Source organism: Marinobacter sp. SS13-12, from assembly GCF_030227115.1.
Classification (GTDB): Bacteria; Pseudomonadota; Gammaproteobacteria; order Pseudomonadales; family Oleiphilaceae; genus Marinobacter.
On record NZ_JASSUA010000003.1, the window covers coordinates 348847 to 374664 of the forward strand.

Here is a 25818-nt window from a genome sequence, read left to right on the forward strand (position 1 = left end):
AGCATGAATCTACCCAACATCCTCACTCTTTCCCGCATCCTGATGATCCCGGTTTTCGTGATCATCTATTACCTGCCGGCCTACTGGAGCTACCTTGTCAGCGCCGGTATTTTTGGCCTGGCTGCGGCTACGGACTGGCTGGACGGGTATCTGGCGAGAAAGCTGGACCAGAGCACTCCTTTCGGAGCCTTTCTGGACCCGGTTGCGGACAAGTTGATGGTAGCGGTTGCGTTAACAGTGCTGATTGAGTCCCATGCCAGTTTTATTCTCACCATCCCGGCCACGGTGATTATCGGTCGCGAGATCGTGATCTCGGCACTGCGGGAATGGATGGCGGAAATCGGAAGCCGGGGGAGTGTGGCGGTATCCTATATCGGTAAAATCAAAACCACGGCACAGATGGTGGCGATTATCATGTTGCTGGCGTTCCCGCCAGGTGTGGTCTGGAGCCTCGTGGGAACGGTATTACTCTATGTGGCGGCCGTGCTGACCCTCTGGTCAATGGTTCTTTACCTCAAGGCTGCCTGGCCAGACCTGTTTCCCGAGAAGCAAGCAGACTGACACGCCTCAGATCTGAGCCACCGTCCAGTTGATTACCTGCCTGGCCAGCTCACTGCTGGCCTGTCCGAAGGCTTCCACCACACTTTCGACAGACTCTCCACCTGCCGCGTAACTGGTCTCGAATTGTTTGCTTGCAACGGGTTTCCGGCTGCGCTCGTCAATCAGCTGCAGGTTCAGTTCCAGGTGGATAACCGGTTTGCCATCCTGATACTCGGCCTGGAACCGGGTGAGGTCGCCAGTCAGGGTAAGGTCACTCTGTACGGCGCTGGTATCGGTTACCACCGTTGCCATCCGCCCGTCCCGCCGGAAGGCTTCCAGCAGATACGCGGCAACAAGCACCGGCGCCCGGTTGCTCCAGCGTGAACCCTGATAGGCACGGATTTCATGGGGCGTCGGTTTGACCAGAATCCGGGAGCTGTCAATCGGCGCCACTGCCAGCGGTGTCGATATGCGTAGAGTGCGATCGATGGTTTCAGCGGTGGTCTCCGGCGCTTTCGGTGCCGGTAACTGGAAAATCTGATGGGCCGGTTGGTCCGGGAACACGGTGCAGCCGGCCAGCGACACCGTCGCTACGGTGGCAATCAGTAAACGCGTCAATGCGATTGTCACGGGTTAAACTCCTGGATTGGCTCGCGGCCCAGAAACAGGCCAGACGGGTCGTCTTCAAATCGGTAGATCACACTGTTGAGGCCTCGCAGGGTGTTGCGTAACTCCCGCATTGCGGGAGCAAGTTCTGCGGCGCCCTGCATGCCCTGGTCCAGAGCACCCTCATTCCTGGCAGTAAGCTCATCCAGTCGGGCGGTGGAAGCCTCCAGAGAGTCCATGGCGCTTTGTGCGGTCGCGAATAGCTGCCGGCCTTCATTGTCCAGCAGGGCATTGGCGGTGGCGCCAAAACGGCGGAAGGTTTCCAGTGTGGCTTCGGTCTGGCCGCTGAGCTGGTCGAAACTGGTCACCAGGTTTCTCAATGCTTCCCGCTGTTCCAGGAGGCCTGACGAAATGGTCTCGATGTTTTCCAGGCTGCGCGTTAGATGGCGGGCGTTCTCTGGCGACACCATGGCGTTGGCATTCGTCATTACCAGGTCGAGCTTGGCAAAGAGTTTTTCGCTGGTGGCCATGAGGGTACTGAAGGCGGATGGCTCGGCGTAGATGGACGGCGGAGACTCACGGTCACCCTCCAGCGTGCGGCTTTCCGGATTGCCACCCTCGAGCTCAATGCTCATGCTGCCAGTGATGTTGGTCAGCGCCAGACCGGCCCGGGTGTCTTCCTTGATGGGGACATCACTGTAGACCCGGATGAGCGCCCGCACATTGCGAGGATCTTCCGGGTCCAGCCGTAGTTCGTAGACATCGCCTACCTCAATCCCGCTGTACTTGACCGGGCTGCCTTCGGATAGCCCGCTCACACCACGATCAAAAATAACCTCGTACCAGGCGTACTCCCGGTCGGTGCTGGCTTTGGCCAACCACAGTGCAAACAGCAATGCGCTGGCCAGGAAGACCAGCGTGAATAGCCCGATCAGGACATGATGTGCTCTGGGTTCCATCTCAGTAATTCTCCTGATTCATCCGACTTCTCTGCCGCTTGCTGACTGCGACCGTTGGGCAGCCCGGCCTCGTGGCCCGTGAAAATAGTCGCGGATCCAGGGGTCGTCGGTGTTTTCGACGATGTCCAGCGGACCTTCAACCAGTACCTGTTTGTTTGACAGCACCGCCACCCGGTCACAGGTACTGTATAGCGTATCCAGGTCGTGAGTGACCAGAAACACGCTGAAGCCCAGCGCGTCCCGCAGCGTCACAATCAGCCGGTCAAACGCCGCTGCACCGATGGGGTCAAGCCCCGCTGTGGGTTCATCGAGGAACAGAATTTCCGGGTCCAGCGCGATTGCTCGTGCCAGTGAGGCCCGTTTTACCATACCGCCGGAGAGCTGCGCAGGCACCATGGTGCTTGCTTTGGCAGGCAGGCCTACCAGTGCCAGCTTCATTCTGGCGAGATACTCTGCGTCTTCCCTGGAGAGCCTGGCGTGTTCAATCAGCGGCAGGGCAACATTTTCCTGCAGCGTCAGGGATGTGAAGAGGGCGCCACCCTGGAACAGCACACCAAAGCGCCGCTCCACCCGGGACCGCTGGTCCGGCGAGAGCGCCTGCAACTCCTCACCGAAGACCTCAATGACGCCTGAATCGGGCTGATGAAGGCCAACAATACTGCGCAGCAGCACAGACTTGCCGGTGCCTGATCCACCGACCACACCCAGTATTTCCCGGCGATTGAGGTCCATGTCCAGATTCGTGTGGACCTCGTTCGTGCCAAACCGGTTGCATAGCTCCCGGACCCTGATAACCACATCCTGTTGCGAGGCCCGTTGATTCACCAACCCATCTCCATGAAGAAAATTGCCGCTATGGAGTCCAGCAGGATGACCATAAAGATCGACTGTACCACGGCAGAGGTGGTGTGCTCACCGACGGATTCGGCACTGCCACTGGCCTTGAAACCTTCAAGACAGCCGATCACTGCGATAACAAAGGCGAATACGGGCGCTTTACCAAGCCCGACCAGAAAGTGAACGACGGCGACCTTGGTTTCCAGAATGTTGGTGATCTGGGGGATCGAAATGTCGAGTACCAATACGCAGACCAGTGAACCACCGACGATGCCACTGATCATGCCGACAAAAGTCAGTATCGGCAGGGAGATGACCATCGCCAGAACCCGGGGGATAACCAGAAGTTCAATCGGGCTGAGCCCGAAGGTTCGCAGCGCGTCGATCTCCTCATTCGCTTTCATGGAGCCGAGCTGTGCCGTGAAGGCGCTGGCAGTTCTGCCTGCCAGCAGAATGGCCGCCAACAACACGCCAAACTCCCGCAGGAAGGAAAATGCCACCAGGTTGACGGTATAGATAGTGGCGCCGAACTCATCAAGAACGGTGGCACCCAGAAACGCGACCACCGCGCCCACCAGAAAGGTAAGCAGGGCAACAATGGGCAGCGCATTGAGCCCGGTCTGGTGGATATGGGCCACCAGTGAGGTCATACGCCAACGCCAGGGTGTCGGCAGGATGGCGGCCATCGTTCCAAGTATCTGCCCGGTGAAACCCATCAACAGGCGTTGCTGGCCCCAGTATTCCGCAACCTGTTCGCCCACCCGTGCAAGGAACGCGATAATCGCCGACCCCTGACGGGGCGGTTCTTCCTCTGGTGTGGCAAGGGCCTCGCCGACCAGGCGCAACAGATCCCGTCGTTCCGGCGCAAGCCCCGACTTATCATCGGTCAGCTCCAGTAATCGTTGGGCGCCAAGAAGATCCGCCAGCAACGAAGCGCCGGCCGTATCCAGTGCTTCAATGGAAGACAGGTCCGGGGCGTGGTCTGCCGTTTTCCGTGAGGCGAGGGCGGTGCCGACTTCCTGCCTAAGCCTGGCATAGTTCGGCAGCGTCCAGTCGCCTGTGACGACGAGGCGATCGGCTTGATAGTCTAGCTTGCCGGGTGAGGGCATCCGCGGTTCCTGTGCCTGTGTTCAGGGAAATGTGTGGTGTGTCCCTGATACTAGCTGAAATTTTACCATCGGGCTGCCTCTTCCTTGTGTGAAAAATAATCAAGAACCTGAAGCAAAACAGAAAGTTGAAAAAAGAGGTTGACGCAAACGGCCGAATCCGTAGAATACGCCCTCGTTGACCAAGCGGGAATAGCTCAGTTGGTAGAGCACAACCTTGCCAAGGTTGGGGTCGCGAGTTCGAATCTCGTTTCCCGCTCCAATCAACACAGTCTCTCAATGCCCACCTGAGAGCATAAAAGTGTCGAATCCCCTTCGAACTTTTACCGGCGCGGTGGCAGAGTGGTTATGCAGCGGACTGCAACTCCGTTAACGCCGGTTCGATTCCGACCCGCGCCTCCATTTTTACTTTTTAATATCAATAGACCACCACGCCCGACGCTCGTTGAGTTTCTGACCCAAAAAATATCCAAATAAGCCAAGGCACGTTTTCACACAGAGGAAAGTCGCCGCTTCAGAAATGACTGGTTCGGCAGGTCAATGATAGCTATATGGATTTACTTTTATAGGGGCTCTCTCTCATCAATCCACAGATGATACGGGCGGTCGAAAGTGCAGCACTCGCGCGTTTTTCGGCAACGGTGAGGCACAACGGCCCTGCTGGTCCAGCAGGGCTTGTTGTAGACTGATAAGTGAGTCGTACATCATTCCTTGAATATCCAATAATGCCTTCATCGGATTCCTGGCTACTCGGCGCCGGGCCTCGATCACAAACTGAAGGCCCCGCAGCCGACGTTGGTTGCACTCCGAACTGCGGCGAATGCAGTCTTCAATCAATTCCGCGCGTAATCTCTCAAAGCCTTCCGGGTCACGCTGAGCCAGCTCCTTGAGCTCATCGAACGTAGGCATGTCCATAACCTTCCTCCTTTCCTGGATTCAAGTAACACCTACTGCTCCACTCCTTTTCAAAGCCCCTGTAGCCCGCGTTCGACAGTCCGGAAACCAGGTTCTCCACCTCGCAGAAAATAAAGCTGGGACACTTTCAGTTAAGCCTCGGAGGGGTCCGGAATCAAGATTCGAGGGATGGTTTTAACGAACGTACTCAAGGGACGCTCCTGACGTTGCGCCCCAGGATGGCCTTGCGGCCAGATGCTAAAGGCTAGCTCTGTGGTTTGATCAGGAATTTCTCTCCGGTAGCTTGCTTGCCGTAAACCGAGATCGCATCCAGCTGTAACGCGCCGGCCAGGGATACTTCGTGAGTGTAGTGACTGGCGAAGGTAGTTTTGATCTCGGCGGCAATGCGTTTGCGCATGGCGGCGGTGATTTCATTGCCGAGCTTTCCTAATACATTGAACAACAAAAAGCCGTTTACAGCCCAGGCAAAACCAAAGCTGCGGTTCAGTGTGATGGGGCCGCGATCAAGGCCGCCATAGATATAAACCTGTTTGTAGATGTCAGATCCATACACGCTGTATTCAGTCATGTTGCGAGAGACGGCGGCTTCCATGCAGGTAAGAATATCGCTAGCCAGGCGACCGCCACCGATTGGGTCGAAAGCGATGGTAGCGCCGGTGTCGATCAGTGCTTGGGTGAGGTCTGCCATAAAGCTGTCGCGACTGGAGTTGACCACGTACTTGGCACCCATGTCGCGCAGCAATGCTTCCTGTTCCGGCTTGCGGACGATATTGACCAGGTCGATGCCGTCGGCGATGCAGATGCGGTTAAGCATTTGCCCGAGGTTAGAGGCGGCGGCAGCGTGAACGATAGCCTTGTGACCTTCAGCGCGCATGGTTTCCACCATGGCTAATGCAGTCAGCGGATTAACAAAGCTGGAAGCACCTTCGACTGCAGTCGTACCCGGCTCCAGTTCCAGACAGCTTTGCACATTGGCACAGAGGTATTTGCGGTAGCTACCGCCGCCAATGAACGCAACGGTTTTGCCCATCAGGCTTTGCGCTGCGGCGGATGAGCCTGCAGCGACGACGGTACCTGCGCCTTCATTGCCCACGGGTATAGGCTTGCCAACCCGCTTTTTCACGGCACCCATGAACTTGGCCGGGACATCGGCACTGATGACCGGGCGATCAGCGCTACCGGATTGGCTGGCAGTCGTCATATCAGCCGCGCTGAACATTACTCCCAGGTCAGACGGGTTGATCGGGGCGGCTTCGACGCGGATGACTACCTGGTTTTCGCCCGGCTGCGGGATTTCGATCTCGCGCAGGGCGACTTCCAGTTTGTTGTCTTCGCTAATGGTGGAAGTAAGTTCGATGTTGTTTTCTGACACGTTTTTCTCCTGCAAAGGTTAAGGGGCAAGTCGTAAGCGCCTGCGTGATCCGCGTCGCTGGCTCAGTTCAGCAAGGGGAACTGGGTGGAAAATCGCTGGGAGTTCGGAGTTCGGAGTTCGGAGTTCGGAGTTCAGAGTTCAGAGTTCAGAGTTCAGAGTAATATATTGTTAAATTTAGGAAAAATTGTAAATGGTGCTCTTATAATTGTGATAGAAGTGATCATATCCGCCATTTGCGTATGTACTCTTGTGATCATTTGGGGATGTGTTGCGACGCACTACAACGGGCATTGGATGGCAAAGTGGTATGGCACAATGGTGATGTTCCCCAAACGGTTTACACAGATGTATTTACAGGCTCTCTTTAATTGGCGAAGGCAATGTCGGACAAGCGACGGCCTAACCCCATTGATCACCGTGAGAAGGACCCAATGAGAATAGGCCTGCTGATCATCGCAGCATTCTGGTGCCTTCCAGCTTCGTCCCAAACGCTCCAGATTATGGGGTCGGACGAGGGCTTTCTGCCATTTTATTACGGTAACAGCCTTAACAAGGGCATTCTGGTCGAGGTGATCAATGAGTTCAGCCTGGAGGCCGGTATCGCAGCCGATTTCCTCCCGCTGCCACGCAAACGGCAGGCCTGGGCCCTGGAAGAAGGACGAGCCAACGCGGTTTTCGCCAACCCGCTATGGATGCCGCTGCCGGACCAGATGCACACCGTCGGACCGGTGTTAACCTGGCGTGACCGTGTGTTCGCGCAACCTGGCCGACAAGCGGACTCCTTCGATGACCTTCAGGGCAGCATCTGCCTGCGCAAGTGGTTTGTCTACAGTGATCGACTAGAGGGGCGGATCGGTAACGATCTGGTCCGCCTTGACGCGTACAATGCCCAGCAGATGCTGAGCATGTTTCTGCACAACCGGTGCGATTACGCCGTCATGAATGAAATGGAATTCCGGTTTCTGGCACTGCTGGTGCAAGTCGATCCGGACCGTTACAGCACGGAACTGATCGACGCCGATTGGCCGGTCTATCTTGGTATCCTCAAAACCGAGGCGGCTCTAATTGAAGCGGCGGAAGCTTTTTTCGCTACGCACACGATTGACGTGGAGGCCATGCTACACAAACTGCCGCCGCCGGACCGGCACGTCTCTATTCAGCCGGACCAGTAAGGCAGTTGGCGGCCAAAATCACGCTCCTGCTGCAACTCACGAAGCCGGTACCAGCCGCCGACCAGCAACAGCGCGGCGAGATCAAACCGGACAGAGATGGACAACTCCATCATCAAGGTGGCCGACTCATTCTGGAATATTCGCGGGTCGTTCAAGCTCGGGGGGCGTATTGATATCGGAACGCAGGCCTCCCTGGTACAGCTTGTGAGCGGCAACTTCGTGTTCCTGGACGGAATGCACGAGCTTTATCCCCATGCGAAACTCTACGGTACGGCACTTCTCATCCGATGCCCCCTTACTCCGTGTACGCCGGTTCGATTCCGACCCGCGCCTCATGCCCACTTTAGGCGTCGGCTTTGATCCGTGTTGTAACGCCGGGAGCCAGATGAACAGGCCAACTAAAAACGACGTAGTCCGATGCAAGTCCGACAGGCTGCTGGCGGCAATCCGGCCGGATATGCTTCAATGAATGCTAAGTGGTCAGGCCAGCCAGTCAGGCTGACTTTGGTACCTTGAGGCCTGGACAAAAACAATGAGCACAGACGAAGAAGTGGTCAAACGCCGGCGCTCTGCGCTTCGAGGCCGGCAACTCGAGCCGGCTTTGCTGTCGGAGCTGCGGGACCTGATTGGTGACGAACGTAGCGATTCGTCACTGCGCAGCCGTGAACGGCTGATTGAACACCTGCATGCCTTGCAGGACACCTACGGATACCTCTCCATGCCCCGGCTCCGGGCCCTAGCTTCTTTCATGAATCTGCCCATGGCCGCCATTTATGAAACGGCTACCTTTTACGCCCATTTCGACGTTATTCACGACGAACAAACGTCACCACCGGCAATAACCCTGCGTGTCTGTGATTCGCTTTCGTGCCAACTGGCCGGAGCAGAGGCGCTGCATCAGGATTTGATTGACGGGGCTAATCCTGCCCGGGTGAGGGTGCTGCGCGCGCCCTGCATGGGGCGCTGTGACACAGCACCGGTAGTAGCCGTTGGGCGTCATCATGTTTGCCCTGCCAATGCGTTCAATGTGGGTGATGCCGTGGAACATGGGCAGGTTCAGCCAGAAGAACTCCGCTGGCAAGATCTTGCGGCTTACCGCTTGACGGGCGGTTATAGGTTGCTGGCAGATTGCCGCGAAGGCCGGGTAAGCGTCGAATCGCTGGCGAAGGAACTCGAGGATGCTGGCCTTCGCGGTCTCGGCGGCGCCGGATTTCCCACCTTCCGCAAATGGCAGGCCGTGCGTGCTGAGCCGGGGCCACGCTATGCGGTGATCAACGCCGATGAGGGTGAGCCGGGCACGTTCAAGGACCGCTATTACCTCGAACGAGAACCCCACGTCTTCCTGGAAGGCGCACTAGTTAGCGCCTGGGCGGTTGAGGCGAAGGCCCTGTACATTTACCTGCGGGACGAGTATCCCGGGCTGCACAGAGTGCTGACCGAAGCCATTGCCGAGCTGGAAGCGGCCGAAATCGTCGAGCCGGGTTTTATCATCCTGCGTCGTGGCGCCGGGGCCTATATCTGCGGTGAGGAATCCGCCCTTATCGAGTCCCTGGAGGGCAAACCTGGCAAGCCACGCCATCGCCCGCCATTCGTCGCCCAGAAAGGGCTCTTTGGCCAGCCCACGCTGGTGAATAACGTCGAGACGGTTTACTGGATTCCGCGCATCCATGCCCAGGGCGCTGAATGGTTCGCCAGCCAGGGGCGGCATGGTCGTCGCGGCCTTCGGAGCTTTTCGGTCTCCGGGCGGGTCGCGCGGCCTGGGGTGCATCTCGCCCCCGCGGGCATCACCCTTAATGAATTGGTAGAGGAATACTGCGGCGGCATGGCGGAAGGGCATCGACTCCTGGCCTATCTGCCCGGTGGGGCTTCCGGCGGCATATTGCCGGCCAGCAAAGCCGACATACCGCTGGATTTCGACACCCTGCAGGAGCACGGCTGTTTTATCGGCTCCGCAGCCGTGATCGTTCTGTCGGATCAGGACAATTTGGCCGACGCGGCTTCCAACCTTCTGGGCTTTTTCGCCGATGAGTCCTGCGGGCAGTGCACTCCCTGCCGTGTGGGTACCGAGAAAATGCTCACCTTGCTGAAACGCGACACCTGGGATGAGGAGACACTCCAGCAGTTGGCCAGAGTGATGGCGGATGCTTCCATCTGCGGTCTGGGCCAGGCCGCACCCAATCCGGTGCTGAGCCTGCTTCGAGACTTCCGCAGCGAACTGGCCAGCAGCAACCTGATCGCCAAGGGCTGAAGGGGGGGGAAACAGCTATGAGCACAAGCTTTACCCTGACACTGGACGACGTTGAAGTTCAGGCCTACCCCGGCGAAACCCTGTGGCAGGTCGCCAAGCGCGCCGGCGAAACTATCCCGCATCTTTGCTTCAAAGACGTCCCAGGATACCGCGCGGATGGCAATTGCCGCGCCTGCATGGTGGAAGTGGAGGGCGAGCGGGTGCTCGCCGCAAGCTGTATCCGCGAGGCAGCGCCCGGCATGGTGGTGCGAAGCGCAGCCTCCGCCCGTGCCCAGGACGCCCGCAGAGCTGTGCTGGAATTGCTGCTGGCCGACCAGCCTGAGCAAGATAACAGCCCCGATCGATCAAGCCACCTCTGGGAAACGGCGGACCAACTGGCCATTGACGCCAGTGCCGTGCGCCAACGGCTTCCGGCCCGTTCTGAGCGCAACGAGCCCACGGTTCACCATGTTGCCCCGCGGTCGGATTCGCTGGCCCACGCCCGAGGCCATGACGCCACTCATTCAGCCATGAATGTAAATCTGGATGCTTGCATCACCTGCGGCTTGTGCGAGCGCGCGTGCCGTGAGGTGCAGGGAAATGACGTTATCGGCCTGGCCCATCGTGGCGCGGCATCCAAGGTGGTGTTCGATTTCGATGACCCCATGGGAGACAGCACCTGCGTTGCCTGCGGCGAATGTGTACAGGCCTGCCCGACCGGGGCGCTGATGCCCGCGACCCTGATCGATGCCCAGGGCCGCGGAGACTCCGCCACGGCCGATCGCACCGTTGACTCCGTTTGCCCCTACTGCGGTGTCGGCTGCCAGTTGACGTATCACGTGAAAGACGAGCCTTCTGAGGCCGGAGAGCAGGGCGGGCGTATCCTTTATGTTGAAGGCAGAGACGGGCCCTCAAACCAGGGCCGGCTTTGTGTAAAAGGGCGCTTCGGCTTTGATTATCCCTCGCACCCGGCACGGCTCACCCGTCCGCTGATCCGCCGCGAGGGCGTACCCAAGGGGCTTGACCCCGAGTTTGATCCCGCCAATCCGTTAACCCACTTTCGAGAGGCAAGTTGGGAAGAGGCACTGGATCTTGCGGCAAACGGATTAACCCAGCTAAAAGCCCAGCACGGGCCGGATGCGCTCGCCGGCTTTGGCAGCGCCAAGTGCTCCAACGAAGAGGCCTGGCTGTTCCAGAAGCTGGTGCGCACCGGTTTCGGCTCCAACCACGTTGACCACTGCACGCGGCTTTGTCACGCCAGCTCCGTGGCGGCGCTGATGGAGTGCCTGGGCTCTGGCGCAGTCACCGCCTCCTTCATGCAGGCGCTCGAGGCCGACGTGGTGATCCTCACCGGCTGCAACCCGGCGGTAAACCACCCGGTGGCCGCCACCTACTTCAAACAGGCGGCACGCAACGGCACCAGACTGATCATCATCGACCCCCGGGGCCAGGCGCTGGATGCCTATGCGTGGCGCAGCCTGCGTTTCTCGCCGGGTGGCGACGTGTCACTGTTTAACGCCATGCTCAATGTGATTATCAGCGAAGGACTCTTTGATCAGGCCTACATCGATGCCCACACCGAGGGCTTCGAGGCACTGGCAGCCAGTGTTGCGGAGATGACACCGGAGGTGATGAGCCCGGTCTGCGGCGTTGAACCAGAGGTCATTCGCGAAGTGGCCCGCGCATACGCGAAGGCCGAGAGAGCGATGATCTTCTGGGGCATGGGCATTTCCCAGCACGTGCACGGCACCGATAACGCCCGCTGCCTGATTTCCCTGGCCCTTACATGCGGCCACACTGGCCGGCCCGGCACCGGCCTGCATCCGTTGCGCGGGCAAAACAACGTTCAGGGCGCATCCGATGCTGGCTTGATTCCCATGGTATTGCCCGACTACCAACCGGTAGGAGACGCCCAGTTGCGCGCCGCCTTCGAAGAACTCTGGGACACCGAACTGGACCCGGAGCCCGGGCTCACCGTGGTGGAGATTATGAATGCCATCACGGCGGGGACGATCAAGGGCATGTGCATCCTCGGCGAGAACCCCGCGATGTCCGATCCCGATCTGACCCACGCCCGGGCCGCGCTCGGTGCCCTGGAGCACCTGGTGGTGCAGGACCTGTTCGTCACCGAGACCGCCCAGTTTGCCGACGTTATCCTGCCTGCCGCCGCCTGGTCGGAAAAGTCAGGCACCGTCACCAACACCAACCGGCAGGTGCAAATGGGCCGGGCGGCACTGTCGCCGCCAGGGGAGGCAAAGCCTGACTGGTGGGTGATTCAGGAAATTGCCCGGCGTTTCGGGCTGGGTTGGAATTATGCCGGCCCCGAGCAAGTGTTTGAAGAAATGAAGCAGGGCATGCATTCACTCGATCATATCTCCTGGTCCCGCCTGGAACGCGAAGGTTCCGTGACCTACCCGTGCGCTGCTGACGACGAGCCAGGTCAGGACGTTGTCTTCTCTGATGCCTTTCCACGCGCCGGGGGCCGGGCCAGATTCTCTCCCACCTGGCCGCTGCCGCCGGATGAGCCGGTGGATGAGGCCTATCCCATCGTGCTAACAACGGGGCGATTGCTTGAGCACTGGCACACCGGCGCCATGACCCGCCGCAGCCGGGTACTGGATGAGCGGGAGCCCGAAGCGGCCGTCTATCTGGCACCCGCAGAGCTGGAACGCCTGGGCGTGACACCGGGCAATGCCATCCAGGTCGCCACCCGGCGCGGCAGCATTACCCTGACGGCACGGGCCGACCAGTCCATGCCCGAGGGCATGGTGTTTATACCCTTCGCCTTTGTGGAGGCGGCCGCCAACCTGCTCACCAACCCGGCGCTGGACCCGTTCGGGAAGATTCCGGAATTCAAGTATGCGGCGTGCCGGCTGAGCCCGGCCTAGTTTTCAAAACCAAAGGACTCTTGCAGAATGTCCGCCGGCTTGAACAGCAGAGACAAGTGCTGACCCAGAACGGCAACAGCAACTCCGCCAGATAACCAACGACCTGGCGACCATCGAAAACAGCAGGCCGAGGCGATGAAAGGGCAAAACTATTCTGACCTGATCTAAAGGGAGCATCTATGTCTAATGTCGATGGCCGCGTCACTTAAGACTCCCCCCAAAGACCCGCTCGCTAGAGTACGTAACTGTTACATCAGTCGATTCCACTAAATGGCGAAAAAACTTTGTGGATACTTCTTGTCAGGCGAGAGCAATTGACCAAAGGATGCCTTAAGCCCCCTCATTATCGAGCGTGGCAAGAGCAGAGAGCCGTTCGATTTCTTAGCACCTTAGAGTGAAGGTTGTTTTTGATTATCTTGCTACACTGTCCATACTAGTTTCGTGACTTCTTGTTCATCAATATTCAGATGCTCTTTGTTTGTTGCAAGAAAAAAAACATTGAGCCCCCAGTAATTCAGTCGTATGGGAGCCAGTAATGTCCAACCCGCAACTCGAGACCGTGATCGCAATGCTTGAAGATGCATTGCCGGGCTCTAAGAATCTCGACTCTGCGCTTGAAACCGTCAGAAACCGGTTGGAGTCTCTTACTCCCGGTATTCTGCCTTCAGACTTATACGATAAGGCCTACAAGATTTTGGCCAAAAGGCTCGAGGATGTTGAAGTCATTAAGGTCAATTCGATCATCAGAAAACGCGATCCCTGGTATTACGGACCCAAACCTTCCGATCTGCACTGGCCCTCACTCAAGCACTACCTTCTTAAGGAGAAAAACTGGCATCCCGATGATGTGGAGAGCATCGATACCTCGTCCAGCGAAGTAGTTTCATTGTTGAATAACCCGAAAGAGCATCAGTTTACCTGTAAGGGGCTTGTGGTTGGTCATGTCCAATCCGGGAAGACTGCCAACATGACAGGTGTAATAGCAAAAGCGGTCGATGCTGGATATAACACAATTATTGTTCTGGCAGGGTTGACCAATAAACTGCGCCAGCAAACCCAGCTCCGGATTATGGATGATCTTGTAGTTCGGCGCAGACTGCAGTGGGACGTTCGAACCTCAACTGATGAACATGGCGACTTCAGAACCCCCCCGAGTGGCGGATTACTTTCCAACCCAAATGGAGTGCAGTTAGCGGTGGTCAAAAAGAACGTCTCACCATTAAAGCACCTCTATCAGGCAATTAAAGATACTCCTCGGCTAGCTTTGGACCGATTGAAGGTGCTGATTATTGATGACGAATGCGACCAGGCCAGTGTGAACTCTGCTTCCGGCGAAACTGACATGACAAGGATAAACGAGCGAATCAGGGAGTTGATTCATCTCTTCCCGGCGGTTACCTATGTTGGTTATACGGCCACGCCATTTGCCAACGTGTTTATAAACCCATACAAACCAGATGGGGTAACCCTTGATGACCTCTATCCAAGTGAATTCATAACTTGCCTACCGACACCTGAGCGATATTTCGGAGCCAAAAAGCTTTTTGGGCAGCCGCCCGTGGAAGCTGATCGAGACGATGATGGAGACGATGGTCTGGACATGATCCGCTTCATCGAAGAAGAAGAAATTTCCGATCTGCAGCCAGCGAAGGCAAAGGAACGGGATTTTTTCCAGCCGGCGATGACGCGCTCTCTGGAGAGAGCAATCCTGTATTTTCTGTGTTGTTGTGCCGCGCGGAGAGTTAGAGGAGATTCAGAGAAACATATGTCAATGCTTGTCCATACATCAGCGTATGTGACGATGCATGAAAAGCTAGCATCCTTGATTCATGGTTGGCTCCAAACTAAGGATTCAGAGTTCCGAACATCTGACAGTGCTATATCCAATAAGCTAAAAGAAATCTGGATTAACGAACAAGGACGAGTTGACCCTGTCGTAATGAAAGCCAAGCCAGTGCCATTTTCAGATTTAATTCGAGAGATTCCCGATATTATCGATTCAATAGAGGTGCCGGTAGAAAATGGTGAAAGCGATGATCGAATTGATTACACGGGTCAGCCAAAGACATACATTGTGGTGGGAGGGTCAGTACTTGCTCGCGGTTTGACTATTGAAGGACTGATGGTCAGTTATTTTTTACGTTCTGCAAGCCAGTACGACACTCTCCTTCAGATGGGACGGTGGTTTGGCTATCGGCCAAACTATGAAGACCTACCTCGCATCTGGACCACTGAAGATTTAGCTCTCCGCTTCAGAGCTCTGGCTGGTATAGAGGCCGAAATACGCGAAGAAATCGAAGAATACCGTTTGCGAGAATTAACTCCTTTAGAAATGGCGGTTCGGGTACGTTCTATTCCGGGCATGGCCATCACGGCAGCCACGAAGATGAAGGCCGCAAACCGCTGCGCGATCAGTTATTGGGGCACGCACCGACAAACCTTCCGTTTCAATCACAAAAACGGGGATGCTCTGCGGCAGAACTGGCAAGCGGGAGCTGATCTTGTGAGTCAGGCTGAAAATCTCGGATTGCGTGATAACTCATTGAGTAGTCCTCTTTGGCGGGATGTGCCCAGGACCGCCATAACAAGGTTTTTCCAGATGTATAAGGCCCATGAGGACCATAAAGATTTGTCCTCAGATACTCTCAATGAGTTCATTTCAGGTGGGGGTGAAGCGCTCCAGAAATGGAATGTAGCTGTGATTGGTTCCAAAAGATCTCCTGAGTCATCTGAGGCTCTTGGTGTTATCGGGCACGTCATGACAGTGAATCGTGCAAAGCTGACTTCCCACAGCCAACCGAATTCCGCCGATATCAAAGCCCTTATGTCACGATCCGACCTCACTATAGACAGCGGTATTAATTTTGTTTCGGCGATGAAATGGTCGGAGCTAAAGGTTGAGAGGGAGAGGGAGTTAGGGGCCAAGCCACTACTTTTGTTGTATGCAATAAACAAAGATTCCAAGCCAGCAACTAAGTCGAGCAAATCCCGATCTGATCTTGAGGCGCTAGCAGACATTCTTGGTTTTGGAATAGTTTTTCCTGGAAGCAAGGATACTTCTGGTAATTATTTCAGTGTTGACCTTGATTATGTTTCCGGCGATGAAATAGAGGAGATAGATGCCGAGGAGCTGGCTCAAGCGGAGGCAGCTCATGTCTGACGCACAGCAAGTTCCGAGCTACCATTGGAGCCTCCTCCGACAGGGTGACTATACACAAAGCAAGGATGAGCTGCCGACAAGGCTCTCGACTGTTGAGGTTGCAGCCGGGCCATTACGTTTTGCCTTGGGGCCGGCTCACGAGGCAAGACTGTTGCTCCCGTTAACAAAGTCCGAAAAAACCGGAAAACTGCCTGTCAGTTCGGCTTTACGAATTAAAGAAACAAACGCAGTAATTGATGGCTCTCAGACCCGTCTACTGGACGTAATGTGCACAGCAAAAGAACTTGAAAGTGTGTTTGCGGAAGTTGTGGAGGAAATCCTTCGCCGAATTCAGGAAGGTGATAGTGTTCCCGCATCGGTGCGATCGACCCTTCACGATTTCCGAGCACTCTTGTTTCAAGTGCCCACGAAAACCGCACCCACGGAAGCTGTCTTGGGGCTGGTTGGAGAACTATTGGTCCTTAACGAATTGTTGGATCGTTCTTCAGAGGCTTGGCGTGCGTGGATGGGCCCACGAGGAGGCCGTCATGACTTTAGGGCAGGCAATTTGGCTTTAGAAGTCAAAAGCACACGGTCTGCATCCAATTCACGGGTGGATATCCAGTCGCTTGATCAACTCAATGAACCACTAGGTGGGCGACTTTATATGGTCCGTTTGACACTTGAGTCTTCGGCTGGTGGACAACTGAATGTTTCGGGACTTTTCAATCGTGCCATTTCGAGGTGTTCAGAGCCGGAAAAGATAAAAGAGCTTTTGTTGGAGCTTGATTGTCGCGATCCGGATTCTCATGAATGGAACTACTTGAGCTTTTCTTTTGAGGGAGAAGATATATTCGAAGTTAACGACGAGTTTCCCCGCATGACTGAGGACAGCTTCGTTGGTTCAAAAACCCCTCAGGGAATTCAGAATGTCTCGTATGAGATTGATTTGAATTATGCAAGAAGTAACATCATTTCTGAGAATAAGAAAAACTCAATACAGGAAGAGTTAATTTCATGCCTCTCCCCTTTATGAAACTGCATTCTGAACAATACGGGAAGTCCGGAAACATCGGTGAAAACTTTAGAAAACTACTTGGATCTCCGGCTCTTGACCCGCTTCAAACAGTTATAAGAGAGTCAGTGCAAAACGTTTTGGATGCTGCAAAGTTGGGAAAGCCTCCTGAGGTGCTTATAAGACTGCGCCGCCTAACTGATGACCAAATGATTGCTTTGTCTTCGAGAGTGCTGACGGACTTGCCAGAGGAGCCAGATTCCCGCGAACAAATCGAGCGATTACTCGATACTCAGTCTCCGTTGGTTTTGGAAATCTGTGATTTCGGTACGACAGGCTTGGGTGGCCCGACTCGGTCAGATCAGGTGCCTGTCGGAACCATCAATACTGATTTTATAGATTTTCTGAGAAATATCGGTAGCAGCAGAGATACGAGTCATGGTGGTGGCACCTACGGGTTTGGGAAGGTTTCGCTATATGCTATGAGTCAGTGCAATACCATCCTGGTTGACTCATTTGTTTTCGGCGATAGTGAAAAGCAACGGCGGCTTATGGGTTGCCATGTTGGAAAGTCTTTTGGCGTCGAACAGCATGGCTTTCTGAATCGATATACGGGGCGCCATTGGTGGGGAACGCTCACTCCTGAAGGTGATTTTGCAGAGCCGACCATCAATTCCGAAGCAGCGATGATTGCAGAGGCACTTGGTTTTCCCCAGAGAGACGAAAACCGAAGCGGTACCTCTATCATGATACTTGGATTTGATAACCGAGATGAGGATGGGCTCGAAGACTCGCCCGAAGTTATTGGTGCGAGAGTTGTCGAAACGCTGCTATGGAATTTTTGGCCAAGGATGATGGAGGGCACTCCAGCGGGCAGACGGTTAAATTGTGAGGTAGAAGTTAATGGTGTACTTATGCAGGTGCCCGCTCCTGAGCACTTCCCACCGCTTGATCTTTTCTGCATGGCTATGGACAAGATTCGATCAGAGGAAGAATCTCACGTCGCACAGATTTCTAGCCAACGACCTGTAAAAGAGCTGGGCAGGCTAGCAATACAAAAGGGAGTCAGAGCAAAACGAACACCGTTGGTTGAGGCGGAGAGTCTTTTTCCGGTTACTTCATGTCATATAGCGGTCATGCGCCCCGTTGAATTGGTTGTCAAATATTTCGAGGGAGACCCACTTCCCGACGAAAGGCTGGAATGGGCGGGAGTATTTGTTGTGGACGAGGACGATGAAGTTGAGCAGGCGTTTGCCGACGCAGAGCCACCGGCTCATGACGACTGGATTCCTGACAACCTCCCCAAAGGACATTCCAAGACCTTCGTTAATGTCGCATTGAGAGAAATCAAGAAATCCGCTCGTGAAGTTGCGGCCCAGACAACTTCTCCCAGTGTGCAAGGAGAGGCTGGCCCGTCACTTGCCAAAGTAGCGGGAATGATCGGTTCTATTCTTGATAAAGGTGCTGGAGATGGTGCGGGAGCAAGACAATCGAAAACAGCAGGTTCTCGAAGTACGACGCCAAAGAAAGCCAGAGTGACAAAGCCGGTTTTCGATAGACTTTTCGATGGCCATGGGGACTATCAGGGCCCTGTTGCCGTATTTCGCTCTGATGTTATTCAAGACCAAAAAAGATCGGGAGTTGTTGTCTGTGGTGAAGCGATGTTTGCCATTGACGGCAGCAGTATTACCTCGGACAAAGAACTCGCGGAAAAGCCAGAAATTCTTGAGTACAGGTTTGAGGGAACAAGTGGTTCCATTTCCGGAGATCCGAGGGGTGTTGCAATCAGAGGAGACAGTGGGACCGTCGAAGTGTATGTGGCTATGCCTGGACAAGGTGCTGTAACACTTAGGCTTGATGTATTAGGAGGGGATGAGTTGTGACGCCCAACGTTGCCTTTCCGTTCTTCACGATCCCTGAAACCTGTATTGATATTGAGCCCTGGTTCATCCGAGTGAACGGGGGAGAGTCCTTGCCGGCAGCCGATTATGTGGCAGACTGGGATTACGCTACGGAGCTTCAACTTTCCAGGTCTATAGAGCTGGACATTGAAGAGGCGGCCAAGCGTTTGAAGATCCCCGTTGATGCTCTGCAACTTGGATTGATTGTCGAGATAGGGACCGGGCCGGGCCGGTTTCCCAGAAAAACGCTTTCAACGGAGGTTCATGAGATAACCGTTGATTCTCCGGAAGTCGGTCTCACCATCCATCCAGACAGTGGAAGCCTGTCCTCATTTCTTTTCCTGACCACCACTTTGGTGCTCAAGTCAGAACCCTCCGAATTTGAGAAACTCTCCCCTCAACTTGTAAATAGCAAGTTGTGGTCTGACAGGTTTGTTACACGGCTTGACGGCGAGGAACCGCGTTTCCCGATAGAGGTTGCCAGTTTTGAGCGTCTGTTTGGAAAGACTCCCGAGGCAAGAGCACCATGGTATGTTAGCTGGAACCCAGGTGACTGGACTCGGGATTTCCATGGTGCTGTGCGACTGTATCTTAATGATGACCTTCCTGAATTCATGGAACGGATTCAGTCTGGCGACGGATTTCTTTTACAATCAATAAGTGTTGATGTCGTGGGTCAGATACTGGAAAGGTTGGTAACTGAGACTGATGTTGAAGATATTGTTGCGAACGCACCAATAGGCTCTCTGGCGGCTCAGGCTGCCAGTTGGATAAAATTGGCCTGGCCTGACTCCAGTTTAGGTAATCTCAAACATAAGCTCGAATCCCAGCCTGGCCGATTCCGCGCGTGTATGTGGGCTGTTGCTGAAAGCCAGGAGGAGTTATGAGCATCAGTCTCTTTCCCCGCCTTAAGCGAACGGCTGTCGACCAATTGCTGGAAAAGCTTGACGCGGGATCTCGTGGCTCGGCGTTCACTATTGCCTCCAGTTTGCCAGATGCTGTCTCCTATGCTCCCACAGGAGGGAGCAAGGTGGCTCACTCCACCTTGATTGATATGCGCGTCTCTATCCTTGAAATTGCGAAAAATGTTGGTTTTCCAAAGCCTTCTGACCGTTCTAGTGCAGCACTGTTTGATACGCGGGTTGCTATCTGGCTGAGTGAGTGCGATTACACTCAGGCTGGAGAATTTCTGCGTGATGATGTTTGGGCGTGTATCGCCGCTGCGCTTTTGCCAGATGTCGTTATGTGGCGTTTCTCTCTGAGCGCGAGGGAGAGATTTCATGGCGGAATCCGGAATGCGTTCCAGCGTCTTTGGCTCCGAGGTCAGATTTTTGATAGAGGGGAAGAGCATCCGCACAGATGGGAGCTGCTAGAAAGGCTTACTGAAGACGCACTTGTTCAGATTACTGAAAGGCCTAGTATCGCAACCAGCAAATCATTATCGATTGCTCTGGCGGAAGGGTGGCTAAATGCTGCAAGAAAGTACGGCCCCTCCAAGATGGAGGAGCTGATGAGAAAGGCTACTTTGCACGTCCGATTGCAAAATGAGACACGGCACCTATCTACATTAAATGACGACGCGTTGACGGATTTGATTGATAACCTCTTTGATAGCGCGGCAGCGTCTTTAGGACTGAAATTGAGTAGTAATTGGTCGTCTTAATAAGCCCAGTTTCCATCGATTCACTACAAAGCTTCGCTTTCCTGAATGATATCGTGAACGACTTCTGCAATGTAGTTTGCCAGCAATGGAGGCACCGCGTTGCCCACCTGAACATACTGCTGAGTGCGGTTGCCTTCAAAAAAGTAGTTATCAGGGAATGTCTGAATTCTCGCTGCTTCACGCACTGTCAGGCTTCTGCACTGTGAAGGGTCGTAGTGTATAAAATAGTGGCCGTCTTTCGAGATATGACTGGTAACAGTGCTGGCCACACGGTTCTCGGCCTGAACCTTGAATCTGTCTGCAAAATTACCGCTTTTCCAATTTTTGTGTGCAGGTGCCAGCTCTTCAGGGTAGTCAGCTGAGCGTGGAGATGCGCCTTTATTAACTGAGGCATGGCAACTTGCGAACAGGTACCGATGTAGGTCTTCGGGCATGTGGTTCCTTGCTTCGTGGTTTACTACGCCAACCATTGCATCGTCTTTGTACCAGTCTTTTAGCCAGCCAGGCATTTTTGTCGCAAGGCTGCGAGAGAGCGGAACGAATCTCCCTCCTTGACCCGGGTCTCCAGAAGCAGACTCATAGGCTCGTTGGGCAAGATCTTGGGCTGCTTGGGAAAACGACAAGGCGCTATACACTTTTGAGAGTCCGTTATACAAATTATCGCGCCATGAGTTGAAATCATTTGGCTTGTGTCTGGTTAAGCCGCTTCGAAGCCTCGGGAGATCGGCCAGAACCTGGCTCGGGGTAATGTGTGCGTCACTTCTCCACTTCGCTAGTAACTCTCCCTGAATATTGCCCTTCCTTAGATTTTTGCGAACACCCAGCAGAATAACCCTGTGACGAGCTTGAGGAATGCCAAAATCTTCCGCACGAATGACAAAATCCTTATTTTGAAAATGTCCCAATCCACCCAAGTCTTCGAGGGGGGACGCCAGCGGGAGTAGTTCGTATTCTATTTGTTCGCGATCGCTGTTAACGGCGCGAGCAGGGCACAAGAGGTCTTTGCGGATTTTCTCAAAGATTGACTCACCATTCACCTTGGCTGTGAGGAGTCCTTTGACATTTTCCATGACGAAAATGTCGGGCTGAACCAAGTCCAGAACCTTCAGATATTCTTGGTATAGGAAATGTCGATCATCCTTTTCTGCCGTGTAGCCTTTGATCCCTTTGTTTCGGGCACGACCTACCAGCGAGTAAGCCTGACATGGTGGGCCTCCAATCACTAATTTTGGGCCGCTATGGTCCTCGATAGCGCGCTCAATTTCAGAGAATATCTCTTCGTGATCCTCGCTACCCAGAGCTTTGGGGCCACCTAGCGTCTCTTGTTTTGCCGCTGCCCATTCTTCCGGGCATTTCTCGGAGAAGAACTCTTCGGCACTTCTTTTTTCATTGGTGCTCAGGTATTTGTAATAGGCATCCGGAACCTTTCGGCCGCGGAACTGACGATAGAACGCCCTGAGTGTTAGCGTCTTGTGGGCACTCTGTTCTTTTTCAACAGAGGCGACGATTTTGAAAGGGAAGGAGCCGGTATCCGTTTGATACTCCGAAAATCCCTCTCCGAGGCCTCCCGGGCCCGCAAAAAGGTCGATTATTCTGATAGTGTCAGTCATTGATGCTTCGCCAAAATCTCGTTAGCAGCTAGCATACCAGGTAACACTTATTTTTCCAGGTCTCAATTGCAGTATGACCGATATAGTCGATTCGAAAACTCGTTCAAGAATGATGTCTGGCATCAAGGGAAAGAATACCAAGCCAGAGATCGTTATCAGACAGAGACTGCACGCTCGAGGGTATCGATTCAGGCTACATCGTAAAGATCTACCCGGCTCGCCAGATATAGTGTTACCAAAACATCAAGCTGTGGTTTTGATCAACGGATGTTTCTGGCATGGCCATCAATGTCGATTGTTCAAATGGCCCAAGACAAGGCCTGAGTTCTGGAGGAACAAAATCGAGGGTAATATTCGCCGGGATCAGCAAAAATTGTCTGAGCTGCAGAGGATGGGGTGGCGTGTGTGCCTACTCTGGGAATGCGCAATTAAAGGTGCAAATGAAGAGCACTTGAATAGAGTGATCGAAAGCATATCGAAATGGTTGAACGGTGAGGACAGTTCTCTCTTCATTCCTGATGGCAGAACCCAAGCGATTAGTGATTAGCTGACAAATATCTGATGATACAGGGAGTGAAGGGCCGCAAATGACAATCGCCCCATACAACCGCAATGCCCAGACCTACTTCGCTCAATACCAGTCCCTGACCTTCGAACAGGTCCACAGCGACTGGTTGTCGGAGTTGAACCAAAAGGCAGGCTTGGCTCTGGATGTCGGCGCAGGCAGCGGTCGCGATTCCAGTGCCCTTGCGGCGCGGGGCTGGGATGTTGTTGCGGTGGAGCCTGCAGCTGGCTTGCGCGAGTTGGGGCAGGACGCTACTCGTAGTCAGAGCATTCACTGGGTAGACGATCAATTACCCGATCTGGGTAAGATCCAGAAGCTGAGCTATCGCTTCGATCTGATTCTTGTTTCCGCTGTCTGGATGCATATCCCTCCCTCTGATCGCGAACGTGCGTTTCGAATTCTGACTGAGCTTTTGGCACCCGGTGGAATGCTGGTGATTACGCTTCGGCACGGGCCCGGTGATGGCGAACGGCTTTTTTACGACGTCAGTAGGGAAGAGCTGGAGGTTTTTGCCAAACGCCGGGCACTGATCCCGCTTCTGTTGCCGGTCAGGCGCAATAAGGATGAGCTCCAGAGAGACGAAGTTTCCTGGGAGACTCTGGCTTTTCGTTTGGCGGACGATGGCACAGGCGCATTGCCGACAGTCCGTCACATCATCGTTAATGATAATAAGTCTTCGACTTACAAATTGGGTTTGCTGCGAACCCTCGTCCGGATCGCTGACGGTGCGCCCGGCCTGGCGCTTAATCGCACCGATGACTGGGTGGAGATTCCGCTTGGTGCGGTCGGGCTGTTCTGGATTATGCTTTATCACCCTCTGGTTCTCCGGCATCAACTGAGGCAAGCGCCAGGTAGCCGCGGCTACGGCTTTGCCACGGACGATTTCTTCAAACTGCAGAATTTCACCCCTCTGGATTTCAGAGTGGGTATGTCGCTGTCGGAGGATGTTGCTCCGGTGGTCCTCCGCGCTATCCGGGATGCTTGCTCGACCATTCTCAAGAACCCCGCACATTTTACGACCTGGCCCGGCAGTAACCGCCCGGTCTTCGAGGGCGGTTCGGCCAGGATGAGCATCAAGAAGGCGCCCGTGCGTTTGGACAAAGCAACGCTTTCCCGGTTCGGTACCTTCCGTGTTCCTTCATTTCTCTGGGATGCATTCAGTCGCTATGCGTGCTGGATTGAGCCTGCGATTGTTAATGAGTGGATTGATTTGATGGGAAGCTGGGATCTGCGTTATTCCATGGATGTCTATCATCGCGGTTTACAGTGGGTTGAAGGTCGGCGCGATACGTCAGCTGTTCGTCAACTGATTAATCAGCAGCTCGAGACTGGTCGGGTCGAGTGCGTATGGACAGCCCAAAATCTCAAAGCGAAGCGGTTTGACGTTGACCACTGTTTTCCGTGGTCGCGATGGAACAACAACGATCTCTGGAATCTGATGCCAGCGACTCATACGGCGAATGCTTCTAAGTCCGAAAAGCTGCCTGGGGACCTGCTGCTCAAGGAGGCGCACCCTCGAGTAGTAAATTGGTGGGAGCAAGCCATTGTGGGCACGTCTCGTGAGGAGCAGTTCTTCTCAGAGGCTGAGGCCTCGCTACCATTGCTGGGGCAGGAACGAACCCTGGAAGGCGTTTTTGAGGGGATGCTTCAGCAGCGATTGAGGCTGAAAACCAACCTTCAGCTGGCAGAGTGGTTGGGCGGTTAGAACTGAGAATCATCAAAGCATCAGGACCATCACGGGAAGTTCATTCATGCAAAACGCTCGCACCGCCATCGTTGGCGCCGGCCTGGCGGGTTTATACGCCGCTTATTCTCTTGAGAAGAAGGGCATCAAAGACTATGTCATTCTCGAGGCCCGGGAGATTCTTGGTGGGCGGATTGCTTCTACGATCCACTCTGATGTTAAGCCGGATGTGTCAGGCGTTGGGGGCTTCGATCTCGGGCCGTCCTGGTTCTGGCCCGCATTCCAGACCGATATGGCGCGACTGGTAGATGAACTCGAACTAGAGACCTTCCAACAATTTGAAACCGGCGACATGCTTCTGGAGCGTTCATCGAACCAGCCGCCTGAGAGAACACGTGGGTACGTCAATTCTCCGCCATCTATGCGAATCGCCGGTGGCATGTATACCCTCATTGATGCGTTATACCGGCGGATTGATTCAGCGCGAGTTGTGACGGGCCAGGCGGTTCGTCATCTGCGCATTTCAGAACCACATACCGAGCTAGTGAGCGAAAATGCGAAAGGACAAACCTTTAGTCACTTTGCGGAACATGTGCTGTTGGCCATGCCGCCGCGATTAGTTGAGTCTCAGCTTACGTTTTCGCCCGCCTTGCCGAATGAGCTTGCAAGACAGTGGCGAGAGACAGATACCTGGATGGCCCCTCATGCAAAATATATTGCCGTGTTCGACCGGCCTTTCTGGCGAGATCAAGGGTTATGCGGGGAGGCTCGAAGTGCAGTTGGGCCAATGGTTGAGATCCATGATTCCTCTACTCCGGGCGGGAAGGCGGCTTTGTTTGGTTTCCTGGGTGTGCCTGCTGAGGTGCGCAGTCGTGTTTCTGAGGAAGAGCTTATTACTGCTTGCCGCACACAGTTCGTGCGACTGTTTGGGTCGAAAGCGGAGAATCCAGAGGCAGAATTTATCAAGGACTGGGCTAAAGAGATTTACACCGCCACTGACACGGATCAAAGATCCTCTGGCGATCACCCTATGCCTGCCTTGTCGCCGAGCTCAGGGGCATGGGCTAACCGAGTAACCGGAATTGGCAGTGAGTGGTCACGTGAGTTTACGGGGTATCTGGCCGGCGCTATTGATGCGGTAAATCGCGGTTTAGATTCTTTTTAGGAATGCTCGCGGAAAGGGGCAGAGCCCCGGCGCGAGCTGAGAGCTTCCGCCCGAGCCCGGGGAATAGTTGCCGGGTTACTTCTATTTTTCAGGCGCGGATTCGTACTCTCGAATCATGCCAGAAAGCTGGTCTTTCAGATTGAGGCGCTGTTTCTTGAGATCCTCCAGATGCTCGTCAGAGGTGTTCTCTACACCACCTTCGAAATGGTGAACTGCATGATCCACCTCATGGTACTCTTCAAACAATTTCGCGAAATGATTGTTGGTGGTTTTCAGGTTATGAATGGCTTCTTTTGAGTCTGGGAATTCATGAATCAGATCGTGTTTTTCCAGTGACATAAAGACAATCCCTTTGATCGCGGAGTGTGTTCAAATTTGCGCTGTCAGCGGCAAACAGTACGGCAAGGTGATGACCAGTGACAAGCCTCGCAGGCGTAGGCATTTTCACTCATGA

21 protein-coding genes and 2 tRNA genes are annotated in these 25818 nt (G+C 54.5%); 14 read left to right on the forward strand and 9 right to left on the reverse strand.

Annotation, left to right across the window (positions count from 1 at the left end; all coding sequences use genetic code 11):
* Positions 1-3: 3 nt before the first annotated feature.
* Positions 4-561, forward strand: coding sequence for a CDP-diacylglycerol--glycerol-3-phosphate 3-phosphatidyltransferase (pgsA, locus tag QPL94_RS17535; protein WP_285359149.1), 558 nt, complete (start codon positions 4-6; stop codon positions 559-561).
* 6 nt (positions 562-567) lie between these two features.
* On the opposite strand, the gene QPL94_RS17540 is transcribed toward pgsA, so the two are convergent.
* The 4 genes from QPL94_RS17540 to QPL94_RS17555 are packed head-to-tail and all read right to left on the reverse strand — an operon-like array spanning position 568 to position 4051.
* On the reverse strand, positions 568-1170 hold the full coding sequence (locus QPL94_RS17540; protein ID WP_285359151.1) for an ABC-type transport auxiliary lipoprotein family protein: 603 nt from the start codon (positions 1168-1170) through the stop codon (positions 568-570).
* On the reverse strand, positions 1167-2105 hold the full coding sequence (locus tag QPL94_RS17545) for an MlaD family protein (protein ID WP_285359153.1): 939 nt from the start codon (positions 2103-2105) through the stop codon (positions 1167-1169). The genes QPL94_RS17540 and QPL94_RS17545 overlap by 4 nt, the downstream gene beginning before the upstream one ends.
* Before the next feature lie 18 nt (positions 2106-2123).
* Positions 2124-2930: an ABC transporter ATP-binding protein gene (locus QPL94_RS17550; protein WP_285359154.1), complete on the reverse strand. Its 807-nt coding sequence runs from the start codon at positions 2928-2930 to the stop codon at positions 2124-2126.
* Positions 2927-4051, reverse strand: a complete 1125-nt coding sequence (locus QPL94_RS17555; protein WP_285359156.1) for an MlaE family ABC transporter permease — start codon at positions 4049-4051, stop codon at positions 2927-2929. The genes QPL94_RS17550 and QPL94_RS17555 overlap by 4 nt, the downstream gene beginning before the upstream one ends.
* Before the next feature lie 183 nt (positions 4052-4234).
* Here QPL94_RS17555 and QPL94_RS17560 point away from each other — a divergent pair.
* Positions 4235-4310 (forward strand) — tRNA-Gly (locus QPL94_RS17560).
* A gap of 66 nt (positions 4311-4376) precedes the next feature.
* Positions 4377-4450 (forward strand) — tRNA-Cys (locus QPL94_RS17565).
* A 180-nt stretch (positions 4451-4630) separates the two neighbouring features.
* On the opposite strand, the gene QPL94_RS17570 is transcribed toward QPL94_RS17565, so the two are convergent.
* Together QPL94_RS17570 and QPL94_RS17575 are read right to left on the reverse strand one after the other, a co-directional pair.
* On the reverse strand, positions 4631-4963 hold the full coding sequence (locus tag QPL94_RS17570) for a DUF3135 domain-containing protein (RefSeq protein ID WP_285359158.1): 333 nt from the start codon (positions 4961-4963) through the stop codon (positions 4631-4633).
* A gap of 244 nt (positions 4964-5207) precedes the next feature.
* The gene (locus QPL94_RS17575; protein ID WP_285359160.1) at positions 5208-6335 is read right to left on the reverse strand and encodes a zinc-binding dehydrogenase; all 1128 of its coding nucleotides are present in this window, start codon (positions 6333-6335) and stop codon (positions 5208-5210) included.
* A 431-nt stretch (positions 6336-6766) separates the two neighbouring features.
* On the opposite strand from QPL94_RS17575, the gene QPL94_RS17580 reads away from it, so the two are divergent.
* Positions 6767-7507 carry a transporter substrate-binding domain-containing protein gene (locus tag QPL94_RS17580; protein WP_285359162.1) on the forward strand — a complete coding sequence of 247 codons (741 nt, stop codon included), beginning with the start codon at positions 6767-6769 and terminating at the stop codon, positions 7505-7507.
* On the opposite strand, the gene QPL94_RS17585 is transcribed toward QPL94_RS17580, so the two are convergent.
* Positions 7492-7620: a hypothetical protein gene (locus tag QPL94_RS17585; RefSeq protein ID WP_285359163.1), complete on the reverse strand. Its 129-nt coding sequence runs from the start codon at positions 7618-7620 to the stop codon at positions 7492-7494. The genes QPL94_RS17580 and QPL94_RS17585 overlap by 16 nt on opposite strands.
* 419 nt (positions 7621-8039) lie before the next feature.
* On the opposite strand from QPL94_RS17585, the gene QPL94_RS17590 reads away from it, so the two are divergent.
* The 7 genes from QPL94_RS17590 to QPL94_RS17620 all read left to right on the forward strand — a co-directional run bounded on the left by QPL94_RS17590 (position 8040) and on the right by QPL94_RS17620 (position 20340).
* Positions 8040-9755 carry an NADH-ubiquinone oxidoreductase-F iron-sulfur binding region domain-containing protein gene (locus QPL94_RS17590; RefSeq protein ID WP_285359165.1) on the forward strand — a complete coding sequence of 572 codons (1716 nt, stop codon included), beginning with the start codon at positions 8040-8042 and terminating at the stop codon, positions 9753-9755.
* Between the two features lie 17 nt (positions 9756-9772).
* Positions 9773-12622 carry a formate dehydrogenase subunit alpha gene (gene fdhF / locus QPL94_RS17595; protein ID WP_285359167.1) on the forward strand — a complete coding sequence of 950 codons (2850 nt, stop codon included), beginning with the start codon at positions 9773-9775 and terminating at the stop codon, positions 12620-12622.
* Positions 12623-13157: 535 nt separating this feature from the next.
* Entirely contained in the window at positions 13158-15782 is a 2625-nt protein-coding gene (locus QPL94_RS17600; protein ID WP_285359168.1) for a Z1 domain-containing protein, read from the forward strand.
* Positions 15775-16797 (forward strand): PD-(D/E)XK motif protein, encoded by a 1023-nt coding sequence (locus QPL94_RS17605; protein ID WP_285359170.1) that lies wholly within the window; start codon positions 15775-15777, stop codon positions 16795-16797. Before QPL94_RS17600 ends, QPL94_RS17605 begins: the two co-directional genes overlap by 8 nt.
* Positions 16779-18659: a hypothetical protein gene (locus QPL94_RS17610; protein WP_285359172.1), complete on the forward strand. Its 1881-nt coding sequence runs from the start codon at positions 16779-16781 to the stop codon at positions 18657-18659. The genes QPL94_RS17605 and QPL94_RS17610 overlap by 19 nt, the downstream gene beginning before the upstream one ends.
* Positions 18656-19564, forward strand: coding sequence for a hypothetical protein (locus QPL94_RS17615; protein WP_285359174.1), 909 nt, complete (start codon positions 18656-18658; stop codon positions 19562-19564). The genes QPL94_RS17610 and QPL94_RS17615 overlap by 4 nt, the downstream gene beginning before the upstream one ends.
* Positions 19561-20340, forward strand: a complete 780-nt coding sequence (locus tag QPL94_RS17620; protein ID WP_285359176.1) for a DUF6339 family protein — start codon at positions 19561-19563, stop codon at positions 20338-20340. The genes QPL94_RS17615 and QPL94_RS17620 overlap by 4 nt, the downstream gene beginning before the upstream one ends.
* 23 nt (positions 20341-20363) lie before the next feature.
* On the opposite strand, the gene QPL94_RS17625 is transcribed toward QPL94_RS17620, so the two are convergent.
* Positions 20364-21950, reverse strand: a complete 1587-nt coding sequence (locus QPL94_RS17625; RefSeq protein ID WP_285359178.1) for a DNA cytosine methyltransferase — start codon at positions 21948-21950, stop codon at positions 20364-20366.
* Positions 21951-22023: 73 nt separating this feature from the next.
* Between QPL94_RS17625 and QPL94_RS17630 the strand changes: the two genes are divergently transcribed.
* From QPL94_RS17630 to QPL94_RS17640, 3 genes are read left to right on the forward strand one after another with little or no spacing between them, the layout of a single operon-like run.
* Positions 22024-22497: a very short patch repair endonuclease gene (locus QPL94_RS17630; RefSeq protein ID WP_285359179.1), complete on the forward strand. Its 474-nt coding sequence runs from the start codon at positions 22024-22026 to the stop codon at positions 22495-22497.
* A gap of 40 nt (positions 22498-22537) precedes the next feature.
* Positions 22538-24220 carry a class I SAM-dependent methyltransferase gene (locus tag QPL94_RS17635; RefSeq protein ID WP_285359180.1) on the forward strand — a complete coding sequence of 561 codons (1683 nt, stop codon included), beginning with the start codon at positions 22538-22540 and terminating at the stop codon, positions 24218-24220.
* Positions 24221-24266: 46 nt separating this feature from the next.
* The gene (locus QPL94_RS17640) at positions 24267-25364 is read left to right on the forward strand and encodes a flavin monoamine oxidase family protein (RefSeq protein ID WP_285359181.1); all 1098 of its coding nucleotides are present in this window, start codon (positions 24267-24269) and stop codon (positions 25362-25364) included.
* 81 nt (positions 25365-25445) lie between these two features.
* Here QPL94_RS17640 and QPL94_RS17645 read toward each other — a convergent pair whose 3' ends face one another.
* Positions 25446-25703 carry an HP1242/YdcH family protein gene (locus QPL94_RS17645; protein WP_285359182.1) on the reverse strand — a complete coding sequence of 86 codons (258 nt, stop codon included), beginning with the start codon at positions 25701-25703 and terminating at the stop codon, positions 25446-25448.
* Between the last annotated feature and the right edge of the window lie 115 nt (positions 25704-25818).